Origin of the sequence: Pseudomonas putida, from assembly GCF_050990305.1 — a bacterium.
GTDB classification, from domain to species: domain Bacteria; phylum Pseudomonadota; class Gammaproteobacteria; order Pseudomonadales; family Pseudomonadaceae; genus Aquipseudomonas; species Aquipseudomonas putida_AH.
On record NZ_CP158817.1, the window covers coordinates 6,215,265 to 6,239,923 of the forward strand.

General features: G+C 60.5%; 29 protein-coding genes. 19 read left to right on the top strand and 10 right to left on the bottom strand.

What is annotated here, in order from left to right; translation table 11 throughout:
- The first annotated feature begins 183 nt into the window (after nt 1-183).
- The 5 genes from ABTV22_RS28260 (at nt 184) to ABTV22_RS28280 (ending at nt 4,092) form a co-directional block, all read left to right on the top strand.
- Nucleotides 184-756, top strand: coding sequence for a YqgE/AlgH family protein (locus ABTV22_RS28260; RefSeq protein WP_433737625.1), 573 nt, complete (start codon nt 184-186; stop codon nt 754-756).
- Nucleotides 756-1,193 carry a Holliday junction resolvase RuvX gene (gene ruvX / locus ABTV22_RS28265; protein ID WP_433737626.1) on the top strand — a complete coding sequence of 146 codons (438 nt, stop codon included), beginning with the start codon at nt 756-758 and terminating at the stop codon, nt 1,191-1,193. The genes ABTV22_RS28260 and ruvX overlap by 1 nt, the downstream gene beginning before the upstream one ends.
- 95 nt (nt 1,194-1,288) lie before the next feature.
- On the top strand, nt 1,289-1,792 hold the full coding sequence (gene pyrR, locus ABTV22_RS28270; protein WP_433737627.1) for a bifunctional pyr operon transcriptional regulator/uracil phosphoribosyltransferase PyrR: 504 nt from the start codon (nt 1,289-1,291) through the stop codon (nt 1,790-1,792).
- Between the two features lie 27 nt (nt 1,793-1,819).
- Entirely contained in the window at nt 1,820-2,824 is a 1,005-nt protein-coding gene (locus ABTV22_RS28275) for an aspartate carbamoyltransferase catalytic subunit (RefSeq protein WP_433737628.1), read from the top strand.
- Nucleotides 2,821-4,092: a dihydroorotase gene (locus ABTV22_RS28280; RefSeq protein ID WP_433737629.1), complete on the top strand. Its 1,272-nt coding sequence runs from the start codon at nt 2,821-2,823 to the stop codon at nt 4,090-4,092. Before ABTV22_RS28275 ends, ABTV22_RS28280 begins: the two co-directional genes overlap by 4 nt.
- A gap of 81 nt (nt 4,093-4,173) precedes the next feature.
- Here the strand turns inward: ABTV22_RS28280 and ABTV22_RS28285 are convergent, their stop codons facing one another.
- Nucleotides 4,174-4,593 carry an NINE protein gene (locus ABTV22_RS28285; RefSeq protein ID WP_433737630.1) on the bottom strand — a complete coding sequence of 140 codons (420 nt, stop codon included), beginning with the start codon at nt 4,591-4,593 and terminating at the stop codon, nt 4,174-4,176.
- A gap of 250 nt (nt 4,594-4,843) precedes the next feature.
- Here ABTV22_RS28285 and ABTV22_RS28290 point away from each other — a divergent pair, with 250 nt between their 5' ends.
- Nucleotides 4,844-5,461 carry a C40 family peptidase gene (locus ABTV22_RS28290; protein WP_433737631.1) on the top strand — a complete coding sequence of 206 codons (618 nt, stop codon included), beginning with the start codon at nt 4,844-4,846 and terminating at the stop codon, nt 5,459-5,461.
- A gap of 120 nt (nt 5,462-5,581) precedes the next feature.
- On the opposite strand, the gene ABTV22_RS28295 is transcribed toward ABTV22_RS28290, so the two are convergent.
- Nucleotides 5,582-6,616: a type IV pilus twitching motility protein PilT gene (locus ABTV22_RS28295; protein WP_433737632.1), complete on the bottom strand. Its 1,035-nt coding sequence runs from the start codon at nt 6,614-6,616 to the stop codon at nt 5,582-5,584.
- A gap of 57 nt (nt 6,617-6,673) precedes the next feature.
- Here ABTV22_RS28295 and ABTV22_RS28300 point away from each other — a divergent pair, with 57 nt between their 5' ends.
- From ABTV22_RS28300 to ABTV22_RS28340, 9 genes are all read left to right on the top strand, one after another.
- Complete coding sequence (locus ABTV22_RS28300) at nt 6,674-7,360, top strand: YggS family pyridoxal phosphate-dependent enzyme (RefSeq protein WP_433737634.1); 687 nt, start codon at nt 6,674-6,676, stop codon at nt 7,358-7,360.
- Between the two features lie 24 nt (nt 7,361-7,384).
- Nucleotides 7,385-8,203, top strand: coding sequence for a pyrroline-5-carboxylate reductase (proC, locus tag ABTV22_RS28305; protein WP_433737635.1), 819 nt, complete (start codon nt 7,385-7,387; stop codon nt 8,201-8,203).
- Nucleotides 8,204-8,227: 24 nt separating this feature from the next.
- Entirely contained in the window at nt 8,228-8,815 is a 588-nt protein-coding gene (locus ABTV22_RS28310) for a YggT family protein (RefSeq protein ID WP_433737636.1), read from the top strand.
- A gap of 191 nt (nt 8,816-9,006) precedes the next feature.
- Nucleotides 9,007-10,146 (top strand): homoserine O-succinyltransferase MetX, encoded by a 1,140-nt coding sequence (gene metX, locus ABTV22_RS28315; protein WP_433737637.1) that lies wholly within the window; start codon nt 9,007-9,009, stop codon nt 10,144-10,146.
- Nucleotides 10,147-10,153: 7 nt separating this feature from the next.
- Nucleotides 10,154-10,774 (top strand): methionine biosynthesis protein MetW, encoded by a 621-nt coding sequence (gene metW / locus ABTV22_RS28320; RefSeq protein ID WP_121104152.1) that lies wholly within the window; start codon nt 10,154-10,156, stop codon nt 10,772-10,774.
- Between the two features lie 25 nt (nt 10,775-10,799).
- Complete coding sequence (locus ABTV22_RS28325; RefSeq protein WP_433737638.1) at nt 10,800-11,234, top strand: DUF4426 domain-containing protein; 435 nt, start codon at nt 10,800-10,802, stop codon at nt 11,232-11,234.
- Nucleotides 11,231-11,827, top strand: a complete 597-nt coding sequence (gene rdgB / locus ABTV22_RS28330; protein WP_433737639.1) for an RdgB/HAM1 family non-canonical purine NTP pyrophosphatase — start codon at nt 11,231-11,233, stop codon at nt 11,825-11,827. The genes ABTV22_RS28325 and rdgB overlap by 4 nt, the downstream gene beginning before the upstream one ends.
- Nucleotides 11,824-13,029, top strand: coding sequence for a radical SAM family heme chaperone HemW (gene hemW / locus ABTV22_RS28335; RefSeq protein ID WP_433737640.1), 1,206 nt, complete (start codon nt 11,824-11,826; stop codon nt 13,027-13,029). Before rdgB ends, hemW begins: the two co-directional genes overlap by 4 nt.
- Before the next feature lie 9 nt (nt 13,030-13,038).
- Nucleotides 13,039-13,362 carry a DUF3392 domain-containing protein gene (locus ABTV22_RS28340; RefSeq protein WP_007975393.1) on the top strand — a complete coding sequence of 108 codons (324 nt, stop codon included), beginning with the start codon at nt 13,039-13,041 and terminating at the stop codon, nt 13,360-13,362.
- A gap of 105 nt (nt 13,363-13,467) precedes the next feature.
- Here the strand turns inward: ABTV22_RS28340 and trmB are convergent, their stop codons facing one another.
- From trmB to ABTV22_RS28360, 4 genes are all read right to left on the bottom strand, one after another.
- Nucleotides 13,468-14,193 carry a tRNA (guanosine(46)-N7)-methyltransferase TrmB gene (trmB, locus tag ABTV22_RS28345; protein WP_433737641.1) on the bottom strand — a complete coding sequence of 242 codons (726 nt, stop codon included), beginning with the start codon at nt 14,191-14,193 and terminating at the stop codon, nt 13,468-13,470.
- Between the two features lie 9 nt (nt 14,194-14,202).
- Nucleotides 14,203-14,997, bottom strand: a complete 795-nt coding sequence (locus tag ABTV22_RS28350; RefSeq protein ID WP_007953385.1) for a thiazole synthase — start codon at nt 14,995-14,997, stop codon at nt 14,203-14,205.
- 60 nt (nt 14,998-15,057) lie between these two features.
- Entirely contained in the window at nt 15,058-15,258 is a 201-nt protein-coding gene (gene thiS / locus ABTV22_RS28355; RefSeq protein ID WP_007953386.1) for a sulfur carrier protein ThiS, read from the bottom strand.
- Between the two features lie 71 nt (nt 15,259-15,329).
- The gene (locus tag ABTV22_RS28360) at nt 15,330-15,710 is read right to left on the bottom strand and encodes a DUF423 domain-containing protein (RefSeq protein WP_433737643.1); all 381 of its coding nucleotides are present in this window, start codon (nt 15,708-15,710) and stop codon (nt 15,330-15,332) included.
- 74 nt (nt 15,711-15,784) lie between these two features.
- On the opposite strand from ABTV22_RS28360, the gene mtgA reads away from it, so the two are divergent.
- Entirely contained in the window at nt 15,785-16,507 is a 723-nt protein-coding gene (mtgA, locus tag ABTV22_RS28365) for a monofunctional biosynthetic peptidoglycan transglycosylase (RefSeq protein WP_433737644.1), read from the top strand.
- Nucleotides 16,508-16,657: 150 nt separating this feature from the next.
- Here mtgA and rpoH read toward each other — a convergent pair whose 3' ends face one another.
- From rpoH to ftsY, 4 genes are all read right to left on the bottom strand, one after another.
- On the bottom strand, nt 16,658-17,512 hold the full coding sequence (gene rpoH / locus ABTV22_RS28370; RefSeq protein WP_077046067.1) for an RNA polymerase sigma factor RpoH: 855 nt from the start codon (nt 17,510-17,512) through the stop codon (nt 16,658-16,660).
- 112 nt (nt 17,513-17,624) lie between these two features.
- A complete protein-coding gene (ftsX, locus tag ABTV22_RS28375; protein ID WP_433737645.1) occupies nt 17,625-18,647 on the bottom strand; it encodes a permease-like cell division protein FtsX in 1,023 nt (340 codons plus the stop codon).
- A complete protein-coding gene (ftsE, locus tag ABTV22_RS28380) occupies nt 18,644-19,315 on the bottom strand; it encodes a cell division ATP-binding protein FtsE (RefSeq protein WP_077046069.1) in 672 nt (223 codons plus the stop codon). Before ftsE ends, ftsX begins: the two co-directional genes overlap by 4 nt.
- Complete coding sequence (ftsY, locus tag ABTV22_RS28385) at nt 19,312-20,817, bottom strand: signal recognition particle-docking protein FtsY (RefSeq protein WP_433737646.1); 1,506 nt, start codon at nt 20,815-20,817, stop codon at nt 19,312-19,314. Before ftsY ends, ftsE begins: the two co-directional genes overlap by 4 nt.
- Before the next feature lie 344 nt (nt 20,818-21,161).
- Here ftsY and ABTV22_RS28390 point away from each other — a divergent pair, with 344 nt between their 5' ends.
- Genes ABTV22_RS28390 through rsmD form a run of 3 tightly spaced genes read left to right on the top strand, consistent with a single transcriptional unit; the run spans nt 21,162 to nt 24,608 of the window.
- Nucleotides 21,162-22,517: a M16 family metallopeptidase gene (locus ABTV22_RS28390; RefSeq protein ID WP_433737647.1), complete on the top strand. Its 1,356-nt coding sequence runs from the start codon at nt 21,162-21,164 to the stop codon at nt 22,515-22,517.
- The gene (locus ABTV22_RS28395; RefSeq protein ID WP_433737648.1) at nt 22,510-24,000 is read left to right on the top strand and encodes a M16 family metallopeptidase; all 1,491 of its coding nucleotides are present in this window, start codon (nt 22,510-22,512) and stop codon (nt 23,998-24,000) included. Before ABTV22_RS28390 ends, ABTV22_RS28395 begins: the two co-directional genes overlap by 8 nt.
- Nucleotides 24,000-24,608, top strand: coding sequence for a 16S rRNA (guanine(966)-N(2))-methyltransferase RsmD (gene rsmD / locus ABTV22_RS28400; protein ID WP_433737649.1), 609 nt, complete (start codon nt 24,000-24,002; stop codon nt 24,606-24,608). The genes ABTV22_RS28395 and rsmD overlap by 1 nt, the downstream gene beginning before the upstream one ends.
- The last annotated feature ends 51 nt before the right edge of the window (nt 24,609-24,659 follow it).

Consider the following 24,659-nt stretch of genomic DNA (forward strand, 5'->3'; position numbering starts at 1 on the left):
TCGTAAACCATCGCATGCGGTGAGTCAGACACAACCGCGACACTGGCTTGGGGCCGCTTCGCGACCCAACGGGGATAAATCCCCTCGCCACAAAGACTAGCTCCCACATTTGATCGGCGTTGCATGGCAAATTGCGGCATCCCCAGCTTGTCAGTTCGCCCCTCGAACGCCACACTAGCGGTCATGAAAAACGTCAGCCCCAGTTACCTCAAGCATCACTTCCTGATCGCCATGCCACACATGGTCGACCCGAACTTTGCGCACACCTTGACCTACATCGTCGAGCACACGGCCAATGGTGCCATGGGGCTGGTGATTAACCGCCCGCAAGACCTGAACCTGGCCGAGATCCTCGAGCAATTGCGCCCCGATATCGAGCCGCCTGCCCTCTGCCAGCATGTACCGATCTTCATCGGTGGGCCGGTCCAGACCGATCGCGGCTTTGTCCTGCATCCGTCAGGCAAGACCTTCCAGGCGACCGTTGATCTGGAAGGCGACTTGTCCTTGTCGACCTCCCAGGACGTGCTGTTTGCCATCGCCGATGGCCTCGGTCCGGAGAAAAGCCTGATCGCCCTGGGTTACGCCGGTTGGGAAGCCGGCCAACTGGAAGCCGAGCTGGCCCAGAACGCCTGGCTGACCTGCCCGTACAACGCCGACATCCTGTTCAACACCAGCAGCGAACTGCGCCTGGAAGCGGCCGCCAAACACCTGGGCATCAACTTAAGCCTGCTCACCAGTCAGGCGGGGCACGCCTGATGGCCCTGCGGCTGATTCTGGGTTTTGACTACGGCACCAAATCGATCGGCGTTGCAGTCGGCCAGGTCGTTACCGGCCAGGCCCGCGAGCTGTGCACCTTGAAAGCGCAAAACGGCATTCCCGACTGGGATAAGGTCGATGCACTGATCAAGGAGTGGAAACCCGACGCCGTGGTGGTCGGCTTGCCGCTGAACATGGATGGCACGCCGAGCGACATGTGCGCCCGTGCGGAGAAATTCGCCCGCCGTCTCAATGGCCGCTTCAATCTGCCCTTCTATACCCATGATGAACGCCTGACCACCTTCGAAGCCAAGGGCGAACGCATGGCCCGTGGCGGACAAAAAGGCAGCTACCGCGACAACCCGGTCGATGCCATCGCCGCCGCCCTGCTGCTGCAAGGCTGGCTCGATGAAAACGGCGCGCTGTTCGAATCCTGATGCACTTAACCCAGAAGAGCCGCCTAGCGGCTCTTTTAGCGACAACCCGAGCCACCTCAAGCACACGCTCGCTCGGGCCCAAGTAAGGAGCAACCATGAGTCTGCCCAATCCCGCCGAACTGATCAGCCAGATGGCGATCCGTCTCAAGGCACACCTGGAACACCGTGGCATCAGCGAACCGCGTTACATCGGTATCCGTACCGGCGGCGTTTGGGTCGCTCAAGCCTTGCTCAAGGAACTGGGCAGCGATGCCCCTTTGGGCACGCTGGACGTATCCTTCTACCGCGACGACTTCAGCCAGAACGGCCTGCACCCCCAAGTGCGCCCTTCGGCCCTGCCGTTCGAGATCGAAGGCCAGCACTTGGTGCTGATCGATGACGTGCTGATGAGCGGCCGGACCATCCGCGCCGCCATGAACGAACTCTTCGACTATGGCCGCCCGGCCAGCGTGACCCTGGTGTGCCTGCTGGATCTGGACGCCGGCGAGCTGCCAATCCGCCCGAACGTGCTGGGCGCGACTCTGTCGCTGGCAGCCCACGAACGGGTGAAGCTGTCCGGCCCCGAGCTTGCGCTCGAAGTGCAAGACCTCGCCCTTTAATTCGCCCTATTGAGAGTCCCCCTCGCGATGACGCCTATAGAAACCAAGCGCCCGCTGCAGCTCAATGATCAGGGCCAGCTGCGCCACTTCCTCTCGCTCGACGGTTTGCGCCGCGAGTTGCTGACGGAAATCCTCGACACCGCCGACTCCTTCCTGGAAGTCGGCGCCCGCGCGGTGAAGAAGGTCCCGTTGCTGCGCGGCAAGACCGTATGCAACGTGTTCTTCGAGAACTCCACCCGTACCCGCACCACCTTCGAACTGGCAGCCCAGCGCCTGTCGGCGGACGTGATCACACTGAACGTGTCGACATCGTCGGCGAGCAAGGGGGAAACCCTGCTCGATACCCTGCGCAACCTGGAAGCCATGGCCGCCGACATGTTCGTCGTGCGCCACGGTGATTCCGGTGCCGCACATTTCATCGCCGAGCATGTGTGCCCGCAAGTGGCGATCATCAACGGCGGTGACGGCCGTCACGCCCACCCGACCCAGGGCATGCTCGACATGCTCACCATCCGTCGGCACAAGGGCGGCTTCGAAAACCTTTCGGTGGCTATCGTCGGCGACATTCTGCACTCGCGGGTGGCGCGCTCGAACATGCTGGCCCTGAAAACCCTCGGTTGCCCGGACATCCGCGTGATCGCGCCGAAAACCCTGTTGCCGATCGGCATCGAGCAATACGGCGTGAAGGTCTACACCGACATGACCGAAGGCCTGAAAGATGTCGACGTGGTGATCATGCTGCGCCTGCAGCGTGAGCGTATGGCCGGCGGCCTGCTGCCCAGCGAAGGCGAGTTCTACCGCCTGTTCGGCCTGACCACCGCACGTCTGGCCGGTGCCAAACCCGATGCCATCGTCATGCACCCCGGACCGATCAACCGTGGCGTGGAGATCGAGTCGGCGGTGGCCGACGGTCCGCATTCGGTGATTCTCAATCAGGTGACCTACGGCATCGCGATTCGCATGGCCGTTTTGTCCATGGCCATGAGCGGTCAGACAGCGCAACGCCAATTCGAGCAGGAGAACGTTCAGTGAAGCTCAGCATTCTCGGCGCCCGCGTCATCGATCCGGCCAGCGGCCTGGATCAAGTCACCGATATCCATATTGAAGCCTGCAAGATCGTCGCCATGGGCGCCGCGCCCGCCGGTTTTGTCGCCGTCGACACCATTGATGCCAAAGGCCTGGTGGCCGCCCCTGGCCTAGTGGACCTCAACGTCGCCCTGCGCGAACCGGGCTACAGCCGCAAAGGTTCGATTACCAGCGAAACCCGCGCCGCTGCTGCCGGTGGCGTGACCAGCCTGTGCTGCCCACCGAAAACCAAGCCGGTGCTGGACACCTCGGCGGTGGCCGAACTGATCCTGGACCGCGCTCGTGAGGCCGGCAACACCAAGGTGTACCCGATCGGCGCGCTGAGCAAAGGCCTGGACGGCGAACAGCTGGCCGAACTGGTCGCCCTGCGCGATGCCGGTTGCGTGGCCTTCGGCAACGGCCTGGAGAGTTTCCGCAACACCCGCACCCTGTGCCGGGCACTGGAATACGCAGCCACCTTCGACCTGACGGTGATTTTCAACTCTCAGGATCACGACCTCGCTGAAGGCGGACTGGCCCATGAAGGCCCGACCGCGAGCTTCCTCGGCTTGCCGGGTATCCCGGAAACTGCTGAAACCGTGGCCCTGGCCCGGGATCTGCTGCTGGTTGAGCAAACTGGCGTGCGCGCGCACTTCAGCCAACTCACCAGCGCTCGCGGCGTGGCCCTGATCGCCCAGGCCCAGGCCCGTGGCTTGAAGGTCACGGCGGATGTCGCCTTGTACCAACTGATCCTGACCGACGAAGCGCTGATCGACTTCAGCAGCCTGTATCACGTCCAGCCGCCGCTGCGCACCCGCGCCGACCGCGATGGCCTGCGTGAAGCGGTGAAGTCCGGTGTGGTCTCGGCCATTTCCAGCCATCACCAACCCCACGAGCGGGACGCCAAGCTGGCGCCGTTCGGTGCTACCGAACTGGGTATCAGTAGCGTCGAGCTGCTGCTGCCGCTGGCAATGACATTGGTGGAAGACGGCTTGCTGGACCTGCCGACCCTGTTGGCGCGCCTCAGCACTGGCCCTGCCGAGGCATTGCGCCTGCCGGCGGGCAAACTGGCGGTAGGGGGCGCGGCGGATATCGTGCTGCTCGACCCGGCGGCCTCGACCGTGGCCGGTGAGACCTGGTTGTCCAAGGGCGAGAACTGCCCGTTCATTGGCCACAGCCTGCCGGGCGTGGTGCGTTATACCTTGGTGGATGGGCGTATCAGCCACCAGGCGTAAAATCGCGTTGAGTGGGTCGCCAGCAAGCCGGCTCCTACGGGGTGTATACCATCCGTAGGAGCCGGCTTGCTGGCGATGCATTTAGCGCCGCTGGGCGTTACGCAGCGAAACCTGGTCATTCAACGTCCAGAAGTCATACAGCACCCCCACGAAGAACAACCCACCCGTCAGCAGGTAGATCAAGCCACTGATCCACTTCCCCTGATACATCCGGTGCACGCCGAAAACACCCAGGAACGTCAGCAGGATCCACGCCACGTTGAATTCGATCGGCCCGGCAGTGAACCGCAGGTCCGCTTCACGGTCCATGGATGGGATCAGGAACAGGTCGATCAACCAGCCGATCCCCAGCAAACCGAAGGTGAAGAACCAAATCGTCCCGGTGACCGGCTTGCCGTAATAAAAGCGGTGGGCGCCGGTAAAACCGAAAATCCACAGCAAGTAACCGATCACTTTGCTGTGGGTGTCTTGATGCGGGACGGGCGGTTGATAGGTGTTCATGGATGACCTCGATTCACACGATAGATAAATATTCTTTAAATCTTTGTGACTTTTTTATGAGTGCCCGACGGATGGCAACTGCTGCCTTGTGTCCCGTCAAACCCTTGTAGCGCCTGAGTTCTGTCCGACAATTGGGTCAATTTGCCGCGTGATTGAGTTCCCTTAGACCTCGTTGGAATCGACCAACGGCCTCGGAATGCCAAAAAAAGCTGTTATAAAGTTTCGCGCTAACCCATACGAGCCTTGCCTAATGCGTCCATTTTTAAAGACATGGCTAACCATTTGCCTATTATTGCCCTTGGCCGCCCACGCCACCAATCGTGAGCAACGTCTTCCGAACGTTAATGGTTACACCCCAAAATCCCATGCTTCTGCTCCGTCGAACAAAAGCAAGAAATCGCTTAAAAACGCTCGTGAGCTGAGCAGCAACAGCAGCCTGGTTCCGCCAATGGCGAACAAGGAAAGCAGCAATGTGCTGAGCCGCGCCGTCAACGTCCTCGGTACGCCGTACCGTTGGGGCGGCAGCAGCCCGAGCAAGGGCTTCGACTGCAGCGGTCTGGTGAAATACGCGTTCAACGACGCCACCTTCGACCTGCCACGCACGTCCAATGCCATGGCCAGCGGTCATGGCGAGAAAGTCGATCGCGCCGACCTCAAGCCCGGCGACCTGATCTTCTTCAACATCAAGAGCCGTCGAGTCAACCACGTTGCCATCTACCTGGGCAATGACCGCTTCATCCACGCACCTCGCCGTGGCAAGTCGGTGACCATCGATACGCTGAAGAAACCGTATTGGGAAAAGAACTACGTGGTTGCCAAGCGGGTTCTGCCAAAAGAACAGAACGCGATGCGGGTTGTTCAGCGCTGATCGCAACGCCCGTCACCTTCTTCGCACATGATGACCTCATCGCGGGCAAGCCTTGCTCCTACAGGATTTACACGATCCCTGTAGGAGCAGGGCTTGCCCGCGATGGCGCTTCTGAATTCTTCAAAAGTTATCCGGCGACCGCGCCTTCTCCCGCGCCTGATCGCGACTGACCAATCCCCGGGTCACCAAATTCTTCAAGCCCATATCCAGCGTCTGCATACCCAGCGATCCGCCCGCCTGAATCGATGAATACATCTGCGCCACCTTGTCCTCACGGATCAGGTTACGGATGGCCGATGTGCCGAGCATGATCTCGTGGGCGGCAATGCGCCCGCCGCCGATTTTCTTGACCAGCGTCTGGGACACCACCGCCAGTAGCGATTCGGAGAGCATCGAGCGCACCATGGATTTTTCGTCCCCGGGAAACACATCGACGATGCGGTCGATGGTTTTCGCCGCCGATGTCGTGTGCAACGTGCCAAACACCAGGTGACCCGTTTCTGCAGCGGTTAGCGCCAGGCGAATAGTCTCCAGGTCACGCATTTCCCCCACCAGAATCACGTCCGGGTCCTCGCGCAGGGCTGAACGCAAAGCTGTAGCGAAGCTGCGGGTATCGCGATGGACTTCACGCTGGTTGATCAGGCATTTACGCGACTCGTGGACGAACTCGATGGGGTCTTCGATGGTGAGGATATGGTGATGGCGATGGTTGTTCAGGTAGTCGATCATCGCCGCCAGCGTGGTGGATTTGCCGGAACCGGTCGGCCCGGTCACCAGCACCAGCCCACGGGGGGCGTCGGTCATCTTGCGGAACACCTCGCCCATGCCCAGTTCATCCATGCTCAGCACCCTGGACGGGATGGTGCGAAACACCGCGCCAGCACCACGATTCTGGTTGAATGCGTTGACCCGAAACCGCGCAACGCCAGGCACATCGAAAGAGAAGTCGGTTTCCAGATGCTTTTCGAAGTCCACCCGCTGGGTATCGTTCATGATGTCGTAGATCAGCGCCTGCACCTCCTCGTGATCCAGGGGCGGCAGGTTGATGCGCCGCACATCGCCGTCGACACGGATCATCGGCGGCAGGCCCGCGGACAAGTGCAGGTCGGAAGCTCCCTGTTTGGCGCTGAACGCCAGTAGCTCAGTGATATCCATAGCACTCCTCAATTCCAGTAGAATGCGGCCAACCTCAGACCCGCTGGCGCCTCTTGAATGTCCACCATAGCAGACAACATTGAACTGGTTAGTTCGCGCATCCGGGCCGCTGCCCTCGCCGCCAACCGTGACGAACACAGCGTCCAGCTGCTGGCCGTGAGCAAGACCAAACCCTCGCAGGACCTGCGCGAAGCCTATGCCGCCGGCCTGCGCGACTTTGGCGAAAACTATCTGCAAGAGGCCTTGGGCAAGCAGCTCGAATTGGCCGACCTGCCCTTGATCTGGCACTTCATCGGCCCCATTCAATCGAACAAGACTCGCGCTATCGCCGAGCATTTCGACTGGGTGCATTCCGTGGATCGTCTGAAAATCGCACAACGCCTGTCCGAACAACGCCCTGCCGATCTACCGCCACTGAACATCTGTATCCAGGTCAACGTCAGCGGTGAAGCCAGCAAGTCCGGCTGCACCCCGGCCGATCTGCCGGCACTGGCCAATGCCATCAGCACCCTGCCACGCCTGAAATTGCGCGGCTTGATGGCCATTCCCGAGCCAACCGACGATCGCGCGGCTCAGGATGCGGCTTTCGCTGCCGTACAAAGCCTGCAAAGCAGTCTGAACCTGCCACTCGACACACTTTCCATGGGCATGAGCCACGACCTTGAGTCGGCCATCGCTCAAGGCGCCACTTGGGTGCGGATCGGTACCGCGCTGTTTGGTGCCCGCGACTACAGCCAGCCTTGAACACTTTCTTTATAAGGACCTGACATGAGCAAGACGCGTATTGCCTTTATCGGTGCCGGCAACATGGCCGCCAGTTTGATCGGCGGCTTGCGGGCCAAGGGACTGGACGCCGCGCAGATTCGCGCCAGCGATCCGGGTGAAGAAACCCGCGCCCGTGTGAGCGCCGAACACGGAATCGAAGTGTTTGCCGACAATGCCCAGGCCATTGAAGGCGCCGATGTCGTGGTGTTGGCGGTCAAGCCCCAGGCGATGAAAACCGTCTGCGAAGCCATCCGCCCGAGCCTCAAGCCCGGCCAACTGGTGGTGTCGATTGCTGCCGGTATTACCTGCGCCAGCATGAACAATTGGCTCGGCAATCAACCGATCGTGCGTTGCATGCCCAACACCCCGGCGCTGCTGCGCCAGGGCGTGAGCGGTTTGTTCGCCACCGCCCAGGTCAGCGCCGAACAGCGTCAGCAAGCCCAGGAACTACTGTCGGCAGTCGGTATTGCGTTGTGGCTGGACAAAGAGCAACAACTGGACGCGGTCACCGCCGTCTCCGGCTCCGGCCCTGCCTACTTCTTCCTGCTGATCGAAGCCATGACCGCCGCCGGCGTGAAGCTCGGCCTGCCAGCGGACGTTGCCGCGCAACTGACCGTACAGACCGCACTGGGTGCCGCGCACATGGCCGTGGCCAGCGACGTCGATGCCGCTGAACTGCGTCGTCGTGTCACCTCGCCGGCGGGCACCACGGAAGCGGCCATCAAGTCGTTCCAGGCCGATGGCTTCGAAGCTCTGGTCGAAAAAGCACTGGGCGCCGCCGCACACCGCTCGGCCGAAATGGCTGAGCAACTTGGCCGCTAATCAGCACTTAAAAAGGAATCAATAATGCTCGGACTCAATGACGCTGCCATTTTTGTGATTCAAACCCTGGGCAGCCTGTATCTGCTGATCGTGCTGTTGCGCTTCATCCTGCAACTGGTGCGGGCGAACTTCTACAACCCGCTGTGCCAGTTCGCCGTAAAGGCCACTCAGCCGCTGCTCAAGCCACTGCGCCGGGTCATCCCGAGCATGTTCGGCCTGGACATGTCGTCGCTGGTCCTGGCGCTGCTGGTGCAGATGGCGCTGTTTGCGGTGATCCTGTTGCTCAGCGGCTATGAGGTTAACGTGCTGTTCCTGGCGCCATGGGCACTGATCGGCATCTTTGCACTGTTTTTGAAGATCCTGTTCTGGGCGATGATCATCAGCGTGATCCTGTCTTGGGTCGCACCGGGCAGTCATAACCCGGGCGCCGAACTGGTCCAGCAGATCACCGAGCCGGTCCTGGCGCCGTTCCGCCGGATCATTCCGAACCTGGGCGGCCTCGACATCTCGCCGATCTTCGCCTTTATTGCGCTTCAGCTGCTGCAAAGCTGGCTGATTCCGCGCCTGGCTTACTACGCACTGATGCCGCGTGAGCTGTTCGGGCTGATCTGATCCGCTACACCGCGTCATCGTTCTTCGCGGGCAAGCCTCGCTCCTACAGGGTTATGTGATCCCCGTAGGAGCGAGGCTTGCCCGCGATGGGTGCGCCTCGATCGAGCGGGATAAAATCAGGCCCGGCCTTTGCTTGCCGCTAACCCCAGCGGTCTTTAGACTTACGCCTCATTTCAACGAGAGCAGGGTCGATGCCAGCTGCCTTTCCCCCCGATTCTGTTGGTCTGGTGACGCCGCAAGTGGCGCACTTCAGCGAACCCCTGGCCTTGGCCTGCGGTCGCTCGCTCCCGGCCTATGACCTGATTTACGAAACCTACGGCACGCTGAACGCCACGGCGAGTAATGCCGTGCTGATTTGCCATGCCCTGTCCGGCCATCACCACGCGGCCGGCTACCACAGCCCCGATGACCGCAAGCCCGGTTGGTGGGACAGCTGCATTGGCCCCGGCAAGCCGATCGATACCAATAAATTTTTCGTGGTCAGCCTGAACAACCTCGGCGGCTGCAACGGCTCCACCGGCCCAAGCAGCATCAATCCGGAAACCAGCAAGCCGTTCGGTGCCGATTTCCCGGTGCTGACCGTGGAAGACTGGGTGCACAGCCAGGCGCGTCTGGCCGATCAACTCGGCATCGCGCAATTTGCCGCTGTGATTGGCGGCAGCCTTGGTGGCATGCAGGCGATGCAATGGAGCATCACGTACCCTGACCGCATCCGCCACTGCCTGGCCATTGCCTCGGCGCCCAAGCTTTCGGCACAGAACATCGCCTTCAACGAAGTGGCACGCCAGGCGATCCTCACCGATCCGGAGTTTCACGGCGGCTCGTTCCAGGAACAGGGCGTGATCCCCAAGCGCGGCCTGATGCTGGCGCGGATGGTCGGGCATATCACTTACCTGTCCGACGATTCCATGGGTGAGAAATTCGGCCGAGGCCTGAAAAGCGAGAAGCTCAATTACGACTTCCACAGTGTCGAATTCCAGGTCGAAAGCTACCTGCGTTATCAGGGTGAAGAGTTCTCCGGGCGTTTCGACGCCAATACCTACCTGCTGATGACCAAGGCCCTGGACTATTTCGACCCAGCGGCCGCTTTCGACGATGACCTGGCAAAAACCTTCGCCAACGCCACCGCCAAGTTCTGCGTGATGTCGTTCACCACCGACTGGCGCTTCTCCCCGGCCCGTTCACGGGAACTGGTGGACGCGCTGATGGCGGCGCGCAAGGACGTCTGCTACCTGGAAATCGATGCGCCGCAAGGCCACGACGCCTTCCTGATTCCGATCCCGCGCTACTTGCAGGCGTTCGGCAATTACATGAACCGCATTACGTTGTGAGATAGCCATGAGAGCTGATCTGGAAATCATCCAGGAATGGATCCCCGCTGGCAGCCGCGTGCTCGACCTCGGTTGCGGCGACGGCGAATTGCTGACTTGGCTGCGCGATAACAAGCAGGTCACCGGTTATGGCCTGGAAAACGATGCGGACAACATCGCCCAGTGCGTGGCCAAGGGCATCAACGTCATCGAGCAGGACCTGGACAAGGGCCTGGGCAACTTCGCCAGCAACAGCTTCGATATCGTGGTCATGACCCAGGCGCTGCAAGCGGTGCACTATCCGGACAAGATCCTCGACGAAATGCTGCGGGTCGGCCGTCAGTGCATCATCACCTTCCCTAATTTCGGTCACTGGCGCTGCCGCTGGTACCTGGCGAGCAAGGGCCGGATGCCGGTTTCCGAGTTTCTGCCGTACACCTGGTACAACACGCCGAACATCCACTTCTGCACCTTCGCCGACTTTGAAGCCTTGTGCCGCGAACGTGAAGCGAAGGTCATTGATCGGCTGGCCGTGGATCAACAGCATCGGCACGGGTGGGCCAGTAAGCTATGGCCTAATCTGTTAGGTGAGATCGGCATTTACCGTGTCAGCAGCCCGGGGCTTGCAGACCACAAGGTCGCGGTCTGAACACCTAATTTCGAGGAGAATGATCATGGGTCGTCTAGCGCTAGTTCTACTCACCGCCTGCCTGAGCGTCTCGGCCTTGGCCGCAGATGCAATCAAAGGTGAACGCAAGGAAGTCTTTGGTGACACGACGGTGCACTACAACACGTTCAACTCCACGTTCCTGACACCGGACATCGCCAAGGCCGCGGAGCTCACCCGCAGCAAGAACCAGGGCGTGATCAATATCTCGGTGCTCAAAGATGGCAAACCGCAGATGGCTCAGGTCAGCGGCACGGTCAAAGACCTGACCAGCCAAAGCGTGAACCTGACCTTCAAACAGATCACCGAGCAAGGTGCGATCTACTACATCGCCCAATACCCGGTACCTCAGCAGGAAACCCGCACCTTCGAGATCAAGGTGCAGACCGGTGACAAAATCAACACTATCAACTTCAACCAAGAGCTCTTTCCCGGCGAATGATCAATTTGACGCAACTCGTACTCGCCAGCCATAACGCCGGCAAACTCAAGGAACTCCAGGCCATGCTCGGCGAGTCGGTGCAACTGCGCTCGATCGGCGAGTTCAGCAGCGTGGAGCCCGAAGAAACCGGTCTGTCGTTCGTCGAGAACGCCATCCTCAAGGCCCGCAATGCCGCGCGCATTTCCGGCCTGCCGGCACTGGCCGACGATTCGGGACTGGCGGTGGACTTCCTCGGCGGCGCGCCGGGTATCTACTCAGCGCGCTACGCCGACGGCAAGGGTGATGCGGCGAACAACGCCAAACTGCTCGACGCCTTGAAGGACGTTCCCGAAGCCGAGCGCGGCGCGCAGTTCGTCTGCGTGCTGGCGCTGGTGCGCCATGCAGATGATCCGCTGCCGATTCTATGCGAAGGTCTGTGGCACGGCCGCATCCTGACCCAGGCCAGCGGCGAACACGGTTTTGGCTATGACCCGCTGTTCTGGGTACCGGAACGCGACTGTTCCAGTGCCGAGTTGAGCCCGGGCGACAAGAACCAGATCAGTCACCGCGCCCGTGCAATGGATCTGCTGCGCCAGCGTCTGGGCTTGAAATGACCCGTGAATCATCCGCGTCGCCACTGATCTTCGGCGGCGACGCCCAATCGCCTCGGGCGGCCCTGCCTGTGCTGCCGCCCCTGGCGCTGTACATCCACATCCCGTGGTGCGTACGCAAATGCCCTTATTGCGACTTCAACTCCCACACCGCCAGCCCCGTGCTTCCGGAAGAAGAGTATGTCGACGCGCTGCTGGCTGACCTCGATGAGGATCTGCACGCCGTCTATGGCCGCGAGCTGAGCTCGATCTTCTTCGGTGGAGGCACGCCAAGCCTGTTCAGCGCCCAAGCATTGGGCCGCTTGCTTAAAGGCGTCGAACAACGCATCCCGTTTGCCCACGACATCGAAATCACTCTGGAAGCCAATCCGGGGACGTTCGAACAAGAGAAATTCGTGGCCTATCGGGCACTGGGCATCAATCGCCTGTCGATCGGCATCCAGAGCTTTCAGCAGGAAAAGCTCAAGGCACTGGGACGGATTCATAACGGCGACGAAGCCGTGCGAGCAGCCGGCATGGCCCTCCAGGCCGGGTTTGATAACTTCAACCTGGACCTGATGCACGGCTTGCCCGATCAGTCCCTGGATGACGCCCTGAGCGATCTGCGCACAGCCATCGCCCTGAAACCGACCCATTTGTCCTGGTATCAGTTGACCCTGGAGCCGAACACCGTGTTCTGGAACCAGCCGCCGACGCTGCCGGAAGACGACACGCTGTGGGACATTCAGGAGGCTGGCCAGGCGCTGCTGGCCGAACACGGCTACGTGCAATACGAAGTCTCGGCCTATGCCCAACCCGGCCGTCCGGCGCGGCATAACCTCAATTATTGGAGCTTTGGCGACTTCATCGGTATCGGTGCCGGCGCCCACGGCAAGCTCAGTCATCCGGACGGGCGCATCATCCGCACCTGGAAGACCCGCCTGCCGAAGGATTACCTGAACCCGGCAAAACGCTTTCAGGCCGGCGAGAAAGCGCTGACCAATGAAGAAATGCCTTTTGAGTTCCTGATGAACGCGCTACGCCTGACCGCCGGTGTCGAGGCGCGACTGTATCCGGAACGCACCGGCCTTCCCCTGGAAAGCCTGGACGAAGCCCGCCGTGAAGCAGAACAAAGCGGCCTGTTGCAGGTCGAACCGTCACGTCTGGCAGCCACCGAGCGCGGACAACTCTTCCTCAATGACTTGCTGCAGAAATTTCTGACATAAGGAAATCGAATGGATTTGGTACTCGACCTGCTCGCCACCGTGTCTCGCTGGAGCCGCAGCAATCTCTCGGAAATCGCCCTGGCATTGGTGGGTTGCCTGCTGGTGCTGTTCGGTGCGGATTTCAAAGGCTGGGTCGAGCAACGCCTGGGCAGCATCGCCGGCGCCTTGCGCGTCCCGCTGATGGCCCTGCTGTGCATGATCGGCAGCGGCGCCGCGCTGATCTACGCCACGCCTTGGGTTGTTCGGGGGTTGAGCCAGTTCAACAACTACAGCCTGGCGCCGGTGTTGTTGGTGGTGTTGGTGCTCATTGGTGTCGTCGCCGACCGCCGCTGATCGTAAAAACCGTAGGAGCCGGCTTGCTGGCGATTCGAACGACGCGGACTGTTTGATAGACCGCGTCACCCCAATCGCCAGCAAGCCGGCTCCTACAGACTCTGGTTATGCCAGTTTTTCGAACTTCAGATCCCACACCCCATGTCCAAGACGTTCGCCACGGCGTTCGAACTTGGTGATCGGGCGTTCGGCCGGGCGAGGTACGCACTTGCCGTCTTCGGCCAGGTTGCGATAACCCGGCGCGACATTCATCACTTCCAGCATGTATTCGGCGTACGGCTCCCAGTCGGTGGCCATGTGCAGGATGCCGCCGACTTTCAACTTGCTGCGCACCAGCTCAGCGAACGACGCCTGAACGATACGACGCTTGTGGTGGCGGCTTTTGTGCCATGGGTCCGGGAAAAACAGCATCAGGCGATCGAGGCTGTTGTCGGCAACGCAGCGGTTGAGCACTTCGATCGCATCGCAATCGTAGACCCGCAGGTTGGTCAGACCCTGGGTCAACACGCCATTGAGCAACGCGCCGACACCCGGACGGTGTACTTCGACACCGATGAAATCCTGCTCCGGCGCAGCGGCGGCCATTTCCAGCAGCGAATGGCCCATGCCGAAACCGATTTCCAGCGAGCGCGGCGCCGAGCGGCCGAACACCTGGTCATAATCCACCGGCGCGTCAGCCAGGGGCAGCACGTACAGCGGCGCGCCCTGCTCCAGGCCACGTTGCTGGCCTTCGGTCATGCGCCCGGCGCGCATCACGAAACTCTTGATGCGGCGGTGTTGGCGCTCGTCGCCTTCTTCCGTCTGGATAGGCGTGTCGTTTGATTCAGTCATCAATGGCTCTTACTTGATCAGACCATCCAGCGGCGAGGAGGCGCTGGCATAGAGTTTTTTCGGCATGCGGCCGGCGAGGTAAGCCAGGCGACCGGCAACGATGGCGTGCTTCATGGCTTCGGCCATCATGATCGGCTGCTGGGCATGGGCGATGGCCGAGTTCATCAGCACCGCGTCACAGCCCAGCTCCATGGAGATGGTGGCGTCGGAAGCGGTGCCGACACCGGCATCCACCAGCACCGGGATTTTTGCTTCTTCAAGGATGATCTGCAGGTTGTACGGGTTGCAGATCCCCAGGCCCGAACCGATCAGACCGGCCAGCGGCATGACCGCGATGCAGCCGATTTCCGCCAGTTGCCGGGCAATGATCGGGTCATCGCTGGTGTAGACCATCACGTCGAAGCCTTCCTTGACCAGCACTTCGGCGGCCTTGAGGGTTTCGATCACGTTGGGGAACAGGGTTTTCTGGTCCGCCAGCACTTCCAGTTTCACCAGGTTGTGGCCGTCGAGCAGCTCACGGGCCAGGCGACAAGTGCGCACGGCCTCGACAGCGTCGTAGCAGCCGGCGGTGTTCGGCAGGAAGGTGTAGCGATCCGGCGACAGCACTTCGAGCAGGTTCGGCTCGCCCTCGATCTGACCGAGGTTGGTACGGCGCACGGCAAACGTGACGATCTCGGCACCCGAGGCTTCGATGGCCAGACGGGTTTCTTCCATGTCACGGTATTTACCGGTACCGACCAGCAAACGCGACTGGTAAGTACGACCGGCCAGAACGAAAGGCTTGTCGCTACGAACGATGCTCATGGGAAATCCTCTGTAGGAGTGAGGGTCTTGCAGAATTCTCGGCCCATGCAGGCCAGACGGCTAGCCGCCGCCGATGGCGTGCACCACTTCGACGTTATCGCCGTCATTGAGCGTGGTGTCTGCATGCTGGCTGCGCGGGACGATATCCAGATTGAGTTCGACCGCTACCCGGCGTCCGGTCAGGTCCAGACGGGTCAGCAGGGCCGCAACGGTTTCACCGTCGGGCAGTTCAAAGGATTCGCCGTTCAACTGAATGCGCATGCGCAATGCCGCCATCATTTTAAAGGGCTGGCATTCTAGCCCGATCGTGACCTAAAGGTCAGCAATAAGCGTCAAGCGGTCAGCGGCAAACGCCAGGCGGCGAGACCCAGGCACAGCCAGCCCGCGAGGAAGGCCAGGCCGCCAAATGGGGTGACGATGCCGAGCTTGCTGATACCGGTTAGCGTCAGCACGTACAGGCTGCCGGAGAACAGCAGGATGCCGATGGCAAAGGATGCGCCGGCCCAAGTGACCAAACGACCGGGGATCTGCGTGGCCAGCAACGCGACGCCCAACAGCGCCAGGGTGTGCACCAATTGGTAGGTGACACCAGTATGAAAAATCGCCAGATACTCGGGCGTCAGACGGTTTTTCAGACCGTGGGCAGCAAAGGCCCCAAGGCCGACACCGGTGAAGCCGAAAAAAGCGGCCAGCATCAGAAAGCCACGCAGCATGAAGAACTCCAGTCAGACTCGATCAACAGGGTCTGTATAATGGCCCGCTCAACGGGTTCGGCCAAGCCATCTCTATGCTGCGTATCTATTTCCGTCGTTTTACCAAGGCCGCGCTCTGGTTCATGGGCGGCAGCGTGTTGCTGGTGCTGATTTTTCGCGTGGTGCCGCCACCGGGCACGGCATTGATGGTCGAGCGCAAGATTGAATCCTGGATCGACGGCGAGCCCATCGACCTGCAACGCACCTGGAAGCCCTGGGAAGAAATCTCCGACGACCTGAAAGTCGCGGTGATCGCCGGCGAGGACCAGAAATTTCCTGAGCACTGGGGCTTTGATATCGGCGCGATCCGCGCTGCATTGGCTCACAACGAGCTCGGTGGCTCGGTTCGCGGCGCCAGCACCTTAAGCCAGCAAGTCTCGAAAAACCTGTTCCTGTGGTCCGGCCGCAGCTGGCTGCGTAAAGGTCTGGAAGCCTGGTTTACCGCACTGATCGAAGTGTTCTGGCCCAAGCAGCGGATTCTTGAGGTTTATCTCAACAGCGCCGAGTGGGATGACGGGGTGTTTGGTGCGGAAGCGGCAGCACGACATCACTTCGGCACAAGTGCCAAAGGTCTCAGCCGTCAGCAATCGAGCTTGCTGGCGGCTGTATTGCCTAACCCTCGAGTATGGAGCGCCAGTCATCCGACCTCTTACGTAGCGCGGCGCGCTGGGTGGATACGACGGCAGATGAGCCAGCTGGGCGGCGATAGCTATCTGGTGGAGCTCAACGATTCGCGTCGGGCGCCTTGGGCGCAGTGATACCTGACAGCAAAAGATCGCAGCCTTCGGCAGCTCCTACAATGGAATGAGGTACACCCTGTAGGAGCTGCCGAAGGCTGCGATCTTTTGATCTTTAAACAAAAACGCCCCGATCAATGATCGGGGCGTTTTTTATGGCCGTATCGCAAATTACGCGGCGATCGACAACTTGAGCTTGTTCATCGCGCTCTTTTCAAGCTGACGAATACGCTCGGCCGACACGTTGTACTTTTGCGCCAGGTCGTGCAGCGTGGCTTTTTCTTCTGCCAACCAACGTTGGTAGAGAATGTCACGGCTACGGTCGTCCAGCACTTCCAGCGCTTCGTGCAGGTTGTGGTTGGAGTTATCGCTCCAGTCGGCATCTTCCAGTTGACGGGCCGGATCGTACCGGTGGTCTTCCAGATAGTTGGCCGGCGATTGGAAAGCGCTGTCGTCGTCGGCTTCGGCAGCCGGATCGAAGGCCATGTCATGGCCGGTCAGGCGACTTTCCATCTCGCGCACTTCCCGCGGCTCCACGCCAAGGCTTTCCGCCACGCGGTGGACTTCCTCGTTGTTCAGCCAGGCCAGACGTTTTTTCTGGCTGCGCAGGTTGAAGAACAGCTTGCGCTGGGCCTTGGTGGTCGCGACTTTCACGATCCGCCAGTTGCGCAGGATGAATTCGTGGATTTCCGCCTTGATCCAGTGCACGGCAAAGGAAACCAGGCGCACACCCATTTCCGGGTTGAAGCGTTTTACAGCCTTCATCAGACCGACGTTACCTTCCTGGATCAGGTCAGACTGAGCCAGACCGTAGCCGGAATAGCTACGGGCGATATGTACGACAAAACGCAGGTGGGCGAGCACCATCTGCCGAGCCGCCTCAAGATCCTGCTCATAATAGAGACTCTCGGCCAGTTCACGCTCCTGCTCCGGTGTCAGCAATGGAATGCTGTTCACCGTGTGCACATAGGCCTCCAGGTTCGCACCCGGGACCAGAGCATATGCAGGCTGCAAAGAATTGGTCATACGAAAAAACCTCCGACTTACAAACTCGTGCAGTTACGCACTGCGAAAATTGACCGGAAACCGCTAAACAAGTTCCCACAAAGACTGAAAGGTCAATACGAGCAAAATGATATTACTTTGGCGCAAGCTCCCGCAGGTGGCGAGCGACTGCAATCCATGCACCGATATACCCTAACAGCACCGCGCCAAGCAAGAGAGATAGACCATCGGCTACTGGCACGCCGGCCAATGCGAAATCGCTGCCGTACAAACCAGCCAACCCCACCACCGCGTCATTCAGCCAGTTCAGGCCGAATGCCAATACGCCCCAGGAAAGAATCCCCGCACCAAAGCCATAAAGCGCACCCATATAAAGGAAGGGCCTGCGCACATAGCTGTCAGTGCCGCCGACCAGTTTAATCACTTCTATCTCTGTGCGGCGGTTTTCAATATGAAGACGAATGGTATTGCCTATCACCAAAAGTAATGCAGAAACCAGAAGCACAGTCAGACCGAAGACAAAACGCTCACCCAGTTTCAGGATCGCTGCCAGACGCTCGACCCAGACTAGATCAAGCTGCGCTTGTTGTACCTTGGGCAATTCGGAAAGTTTTTGTCTTAATGCTTCCAACGCCGGCTTGTCGACTTCCTTCGGCGTAACCAGCACTACACCAGGCAGTGGGTTTTCCGGGAGTTCCTTGAGTGCCTCGCCCAGGCCGGACTGCTGCTGAAACTCTTCCAATGCCTGATCGCGGCCAACGTACTCGGCATCCGCCACACCGGGCATGCCTTTGATCTGCTCACGCAGCGCTTCGCCTTCTGTCGGGCTGGCTTCGAGTTGCAGGTACAGAGAGATCTGCGCCGCACGCTGCCAGGAACCGCCGAGGCGCTCGACGTTACTTAGCAAAAGTGACAGCCCCATGGGCAAACTCAGTGCCACCGCCATCACCATGCAGGTGAAAAAGCTGCCGATAGGTTGTTTACCCAGCCGACGCAGACTGTCCAGCAGGCTGGCGCGATGACTTTCGACCCAGGCGCGGAACAGCGTGGCGAAGTCCGGACCGTCATCGTCGTCGCGTTTTTTCTTGGTCGGTTGCGGATCGGCGGCTTTCGGGGCCACGCGCTCGGAAACCTTTGGACTGCGTGTCGCACTCATACGCCAGCCTCCCCGTCGCCAATCAATCGGCCGCGTTGCAAGGTCAGCATGCGGTGACGCATGCGGGCAATCAGGGCCAGGTCGTGACTGGCGATCAATACGCTGGTGCCCAGACGATTGATGTCTTCGAACACACCCATGATTTCCGCCGCCAGACGCGGGTCGAGGTTACCGGTCGGTTCGTCCGCCAACAGCAAGGCCGGACGGTGAACGATGGCGCGGGCGATGCCGACGCGCTGTTGCTGGCCGGTGGATAGATCGCCGGGATACAAATCGGTTTTATCCGACAACGCCACGCGCTCCAGAGCCGAATCCACGCGCTTGGCGACTTCGGCCTTGGACAAGCCAAGGATCTGCAATGGCAGTGCGACGTTGTTGAAGACGGTGCGATCGAACAGCAACTGGTGGTTCTGGAACACCACGCCAATCTGTCGGCGCAGGAACGGAATCTGCGCATTACTGATGGTGCTCAGGTCCTGCCCAGCCAACAGCAGCTTGCCGCTGGTCGGGCGCTCCATGGCCAGCAATAGGCGCAACAAGGTGCTTTTACCGGCACCGGAGTGGCCGGTCACAAACAAGAACTCGCCCCGACGGACTCGAAAGCTCAGCTCATGCAAGCCGACGTGTCCGTTCGGATAGCGTTTACCGACCTGTTCGAAACGAATCATGAACGCTCCCGCTCGGCAAAGAGTGCCTGGACAAAGGGTTCAGCTTCAAAAGTACGCAAATCATCGATGCCTTCACCGACGCCGATATAGCGGATAGGCAAGCCAAACTGCTTGGCCAGGGCGAAAATCACCCCACCCTTGGCGGTGCCATCGAGCTTGGTCAGTGCCAGGCCGGTCAATTCGACGGTCTGGTTGAATTGCTTGGCCTGGTTGATGGCGTTCTGGCCAGTGCCGGCGTCAAGCACCAGCAGCACTTCGTGCGGTGCATCGGCGTCGAGCTTGCCGATCACCCGGCGAACCTTTTTCAGCTCTTCCATCAGGTTGTCTTTGGTGTGCAGTCGGCCAGCGGTGTCGGCGATCAGCACATCGATGTTACGGGCCTTGGCGGCCTGCACGGCGTCGAAGATCACCGAAGCCGAATCGGCACCGGTGTGCTGGGCAATGACCGGGATCTTGTTGCGCTCGCCCCAGACCTGCAATTGCTCGACCGCGGCGGCACGGAAGGTGTCGCCGGCGGCGAGCATGACTTTCTTGCCTTCCAGTTGCAGCTTCTTCGCCAGCTTGCCGATGGTGGTGGTCTTGCCGGCGCCGTTGACGCCGACCACCAGAATCACGAATGGCTTGTTCTGCGAGGCAATTTTCAGCGGTTGCTCGACAGGTTTGAGCATCGCCGCCAATTCGCCCTGCAAGGACTTGTACAGCGCATCGGAATCGGCCAGCTCCTTGCGCGCAACCTTCTGGGTCAGGCGCTGGATGATCACCGAAGTCGCTTCGACGCCGACGTCGGCAGTCAGCAGTCGGGTTTCGAGATCATCCAGTAGCTCGTCATCGATGGCCTTCTTGCCCAAGAACAGGCTGGCCATGCCCTCGCCGATGCTGGCGCTGGTTTTGGACAAGCCTTGCTTGAGACGGGCGAAGAAACCGGCCTTGGTTTCTTCGGCACGCGGAGGCTCGACCGGTTTTTCGATCGGCGCTTCAACGGGAACGATGGGGGCAGCTACAACCGGTGCCGGTGCTGGTGCTGGTGTTTGAACGACCGGAGCAACTGGCACAGCAATCACCGGCTCTGGAACAACCGGTGCAGGCTCAGCCACCACTACCGGTGCGACCATCGGCTCAACCCTAGGCACCTGAACGGGCGCAGGCGTAAAGGCAGTCGGCGCAGGAATCGGCGGTGTGACATGCGGCGCCTGCTCATCTTCGACCAACGCCACCGGCTCTTCCGCCACCGGCAAGGTCAGCCAAGGCTCGGCGACCGGGGCCAGCGGCAGCTCGGCCGCGACGTTGTTGATAGGCTCGGCAGTCGGCTGCAACACCGGCTCGGCATTTGGCAAGACCACCGGCGCAGGTTCGGCTTCGATGACCGGCGCGGGGGTTGGCTCAGGCTGTGGCTGTGGCTGTTCGACGACGGGTTCCTGCGGCTTTTTGCGCAGCCATCCGAACAGGCTTTTCTTTTCGCCAGCCGCAGCTGGGGTCTTTTTGTCGTCGTTGGAACCAAACATGGAGGACGGCTATCTCACGGTAGCGACGCGCCAACGGGCGCCCCGGCAAATAAATATTCGATGCAGAACAGACTGCGTTTAACACAGCTTGTTCACGCGCAACATTTTGTCGAGGGGCTCATCGGCGCCTCAAAGAATCGATTTCTCATAGGACTAAAGCAGCAAAATCGGCGAAAACGCGAAGCTTGGTTGATAAAAACCCACCTTTCGTCGAAAACCCTTTCAACCTGATCAAGCATAAAGGCCTGATAGGCGTGGCCGCCGCTAAAACGGATCAGTATCCTAGCACCTCCTCGCCCGCAGACGCTAAGACCAAGCGGGCAGCCCAACAGGTTTAAAAACGAATGAATGCTCTAGCCCGCCGCGCCGCAGGCCTGCTGCTCAGCACAGTTTGTCTGCCTCTCTCGGCCCTGGCGGCCGATCCACAACCCACCCACGAGTTCACCCTCGACAACGGCTTGAAGGTCGTTGTGCGCGAAGACCATCGTGCGCCTGTGGTGGTCTCCCAGGTCTGGTACAAGGTTGGCTCCAGCTACGAGACGCCGGGTCAGACCGGCTTGTCCCACGCCCTGGAGCACATGATGTTCAAGGGCAGCGAGAAAGTCGGCCCCGGCGAAGCGTCGCTGATCCTGCGCGACCTCGGCGCCGAAGAGAACGCCTTCACCAGCGATGACTTCACCGCCTATTACCAAGTGCTGGCCCGCGACCGCCTGGGCGTCGCCTTCGAACTGGAAGCCGACCGCATGGCCAGCCTGCGGCTGCCGCCCGACGAGTTCGCCCGGGAAATCGAAGTCATTAAAGAAGAACGGCGCCTGCGCACCGACGACAAGCCGATGTCCAAGGCCTACGAGCGCTTCAAGGCCATGGCCTACCCCGCCAGCGGCTATCACACGCCGACCATCGGCTGGATGGCGGACCTGGACCGCATGAAAGTCGAAGAACTGCGCCACTGGTACGAGTCTTGGTACGTGCCGAACAACGCCACCCTGGTGGTGGTCGGCGACGTGACTCCGGATGAAGTCAAAACCCTGGCCCAGCGCTACTTCGGCCCCATCGCCAAACGCGACGTGCCATCGGCGAAGGTTCCGCTGGAACTGGCCGAACCCGGCGAGCGCAAGATCACCCTGCACGTGAAGACCCAACTGCCTAGCCTGATGCTGGCGTTCAACGTGCCAAGCATCGCCACCGCCGAAGACAAACGCTCGGTCAACGCCTTGCGCCTGATCGCGGCCCTGCTCGACGGCGGCTACAGCGCACGCATCCCGACGCAACTGGAGCGCGGCGAAGAACTGGTGTCCGGCGGCTCATCGAGTTATGACGCCTACACCCGTGGCGACAGCCTGTTCACCCTGTCGGCAACGCCCAACAGCCAAAAAAAGAAAACCATTGAACAGGCCGAGGCCGGTTTGTGGAAACTGCTGGAACAGTTGAAAACCACCGCCCCGTCGGCTGAAGAACTGGAGCGGGTGCGCGCGCAGGTCATCGCCGGGCTGGTATATGAGCGCGACTCGATCACCAGCCAGGCCACCGCCATTGGCCAACTGGAGACGGTTGGCCTGTCCTGGAAGCTGATGGACACCGAGCTTGCCGAACTGGAAAGCGTGACACCGGAAGATATCCAGAAAGCCGCCAAGCTGTATTTCACCCGCGAACGTCTCAGCGTCGCCCATGTACTGCCGGAGGAGACGACTCATGAGTGAACATAAAAAACCGCGCTTGGCCGTGTTCGGCCTGATCGCTGTCGCCCTGATCGGATCGGCTGCGTTCTATTTCACCAAGACCGGTGAATCCAATGCCAGCGAAGCCCTGGACAAGGCCAAGGCCAGCCACAAGCTGCAATCGCTGTCCGAACTCAACGGCAAGGCGCCGAGCCACCGCAAGCTCGACGTGCAAACCTGGAATACCGCCGAAGGCGCCAAAGTATTGTTCGTCGAAGCCCGTGAGCTGCCGATGTTCGACATGCGCCTGATCTTTGCCGCCGGCAGCAGCCAGGACGGCAACGCGCCTGGCCTGGCATTGCTGACCAACGCCATGCTCAACGAAGGCGTGGCCGGCAAGGACGTCAGCGCTATCGCCCAGGGTTTCGAAGGCCTGGGTGCCGATTTCGGCAACGGTGCCTACAAGGACATGGCCATTGCCTCCCTGCGCAGCCTCAGCGCCGTGGACAAACGCGAACCGGCGTTGAAGCTGTTCGCTGAAGTCGTTGGCAAACCCACCTTCCCCGCCGACTCGCTTACCCGCATCAAGAACCAGATGCTCGCCGGCTTCGAATACCAAAAGCAAAACCCCGGCAAACTGGCCAGCCTTGAATTGATGAACCGCCTGTATGGCGATCATCCGTACGCGCATGCCAGCGATGGCACGGCAAAAACCATTCCGGCGATCACGCTGGCACAACTGCGCACGTTCCACGAGAAAGCCTATGCGGCCGGCAACGTCGTGATCGCGCTGGTTGGCGATTTGTCTCGCGTCGAAGCCGAAGCCATTGCCGCGCAAGTCTCCGGCGCCCTGCCCAAAGGCCCGGCCCTGCCGAAAATTGCGCAACCGAGCGAGCCCAAGGCCAGCGTCGGCCATATCGAGTTTCCATCCAAGCAGACCAACGTGATGCTCGCGCAACTGGGCATCGACCGTGACGACCCGGATTACGCGGCACTGTCCATGGGAAACCAGATCCTTGGCGGTGGCGGGTTCGGCACACGCTTGATGAGTGAAGTGCGCGAGAAGCGTGGCCTGGCGTATGGCGTGTACTCGGGCTTCAGCCCGATGCAGGCGCGCGGCCCGTTCATGATCAATCTGCAGACCCGCGCCGAAATGAGCGAGGGCACCCTGAAACTGGTGCAGGACGTCCTCGCCGACTACCTCAAGACCGGTCCGACCGAAAAGGAACTCGACGACGCCAAGCGTGAATTGGCCGGCAGCTTCCCGCTGTCCACGGCCAGCAACGCCGATATCGTCGGTCAATTGGGTGCGATTGGCTTCTACAATCTGCCATTGAGTCATCTGGAAGATTTCATGCAACAGTCCCAGAATCTGACCGTTGAGCAAGTCAAAGCCGCCATGAACAAACACCTGAGCACGGACAAAATGGTCATCGTCAGCGCTGGCCCGACCGTGCCGCAAAAGCCGTTACCGGCCCCTACTGATAAACCTGCCGAGCAACCGCTCGGGGTTCCGGAGCATTAATGGCCACTCAATCGAAATCGAAAAAGCCCGTGCACAACGGCGTGAACCAGCTGCGCATCATCGGCGGCGAATGGCGTAGCCGCAAACTGAGCTTCCCCGATGCCCCGGGCCTGCGCCCGACGCCGGATCGGGTGCGTGAAACCCTGTTCAACTGGCTTGCGCCCTACGTTCCCGGCGCCAAAGTGCTCGACCCGTTCACGGGTAGCGGCGCGTTGTTTCTTGAAGCCTTGTCCCGTGGCGCGGCCATGGGTCAGGCGCTGGATGCCAGCAGCCTGGCCGTGTCCAGCCTCAAGGAACACCTGGGCACACTGCGTTGCACCACCGGCCAGGTCCAGACCGCCGACGCCCTGCGCTATCTGGAAACCCAGGCGGCAACGGCTTACGACCTGGTGTTCCTCGATCCGCCGTTCAACCAGAACCTGCTGCCCGCCGTGTGCAAGCTGCTCGAAGAGCGCCAATGGCTGGCAGAAGATGCCTGGGTCTACACCGAGAGCGAAACCGCACCCTCGACCCTTGGCCTGCCGGGCAACTGGCGCCTGCACCGGGAACAAAAATCCGGGCGGGTCTATTATTCCTTGTGGCAACGTATGGCAGAGATCGCCGGCTGATCGACCGGCCTGAACAAGGCGCGCGCCCCACAGGCGCGCACCACTGCTCCG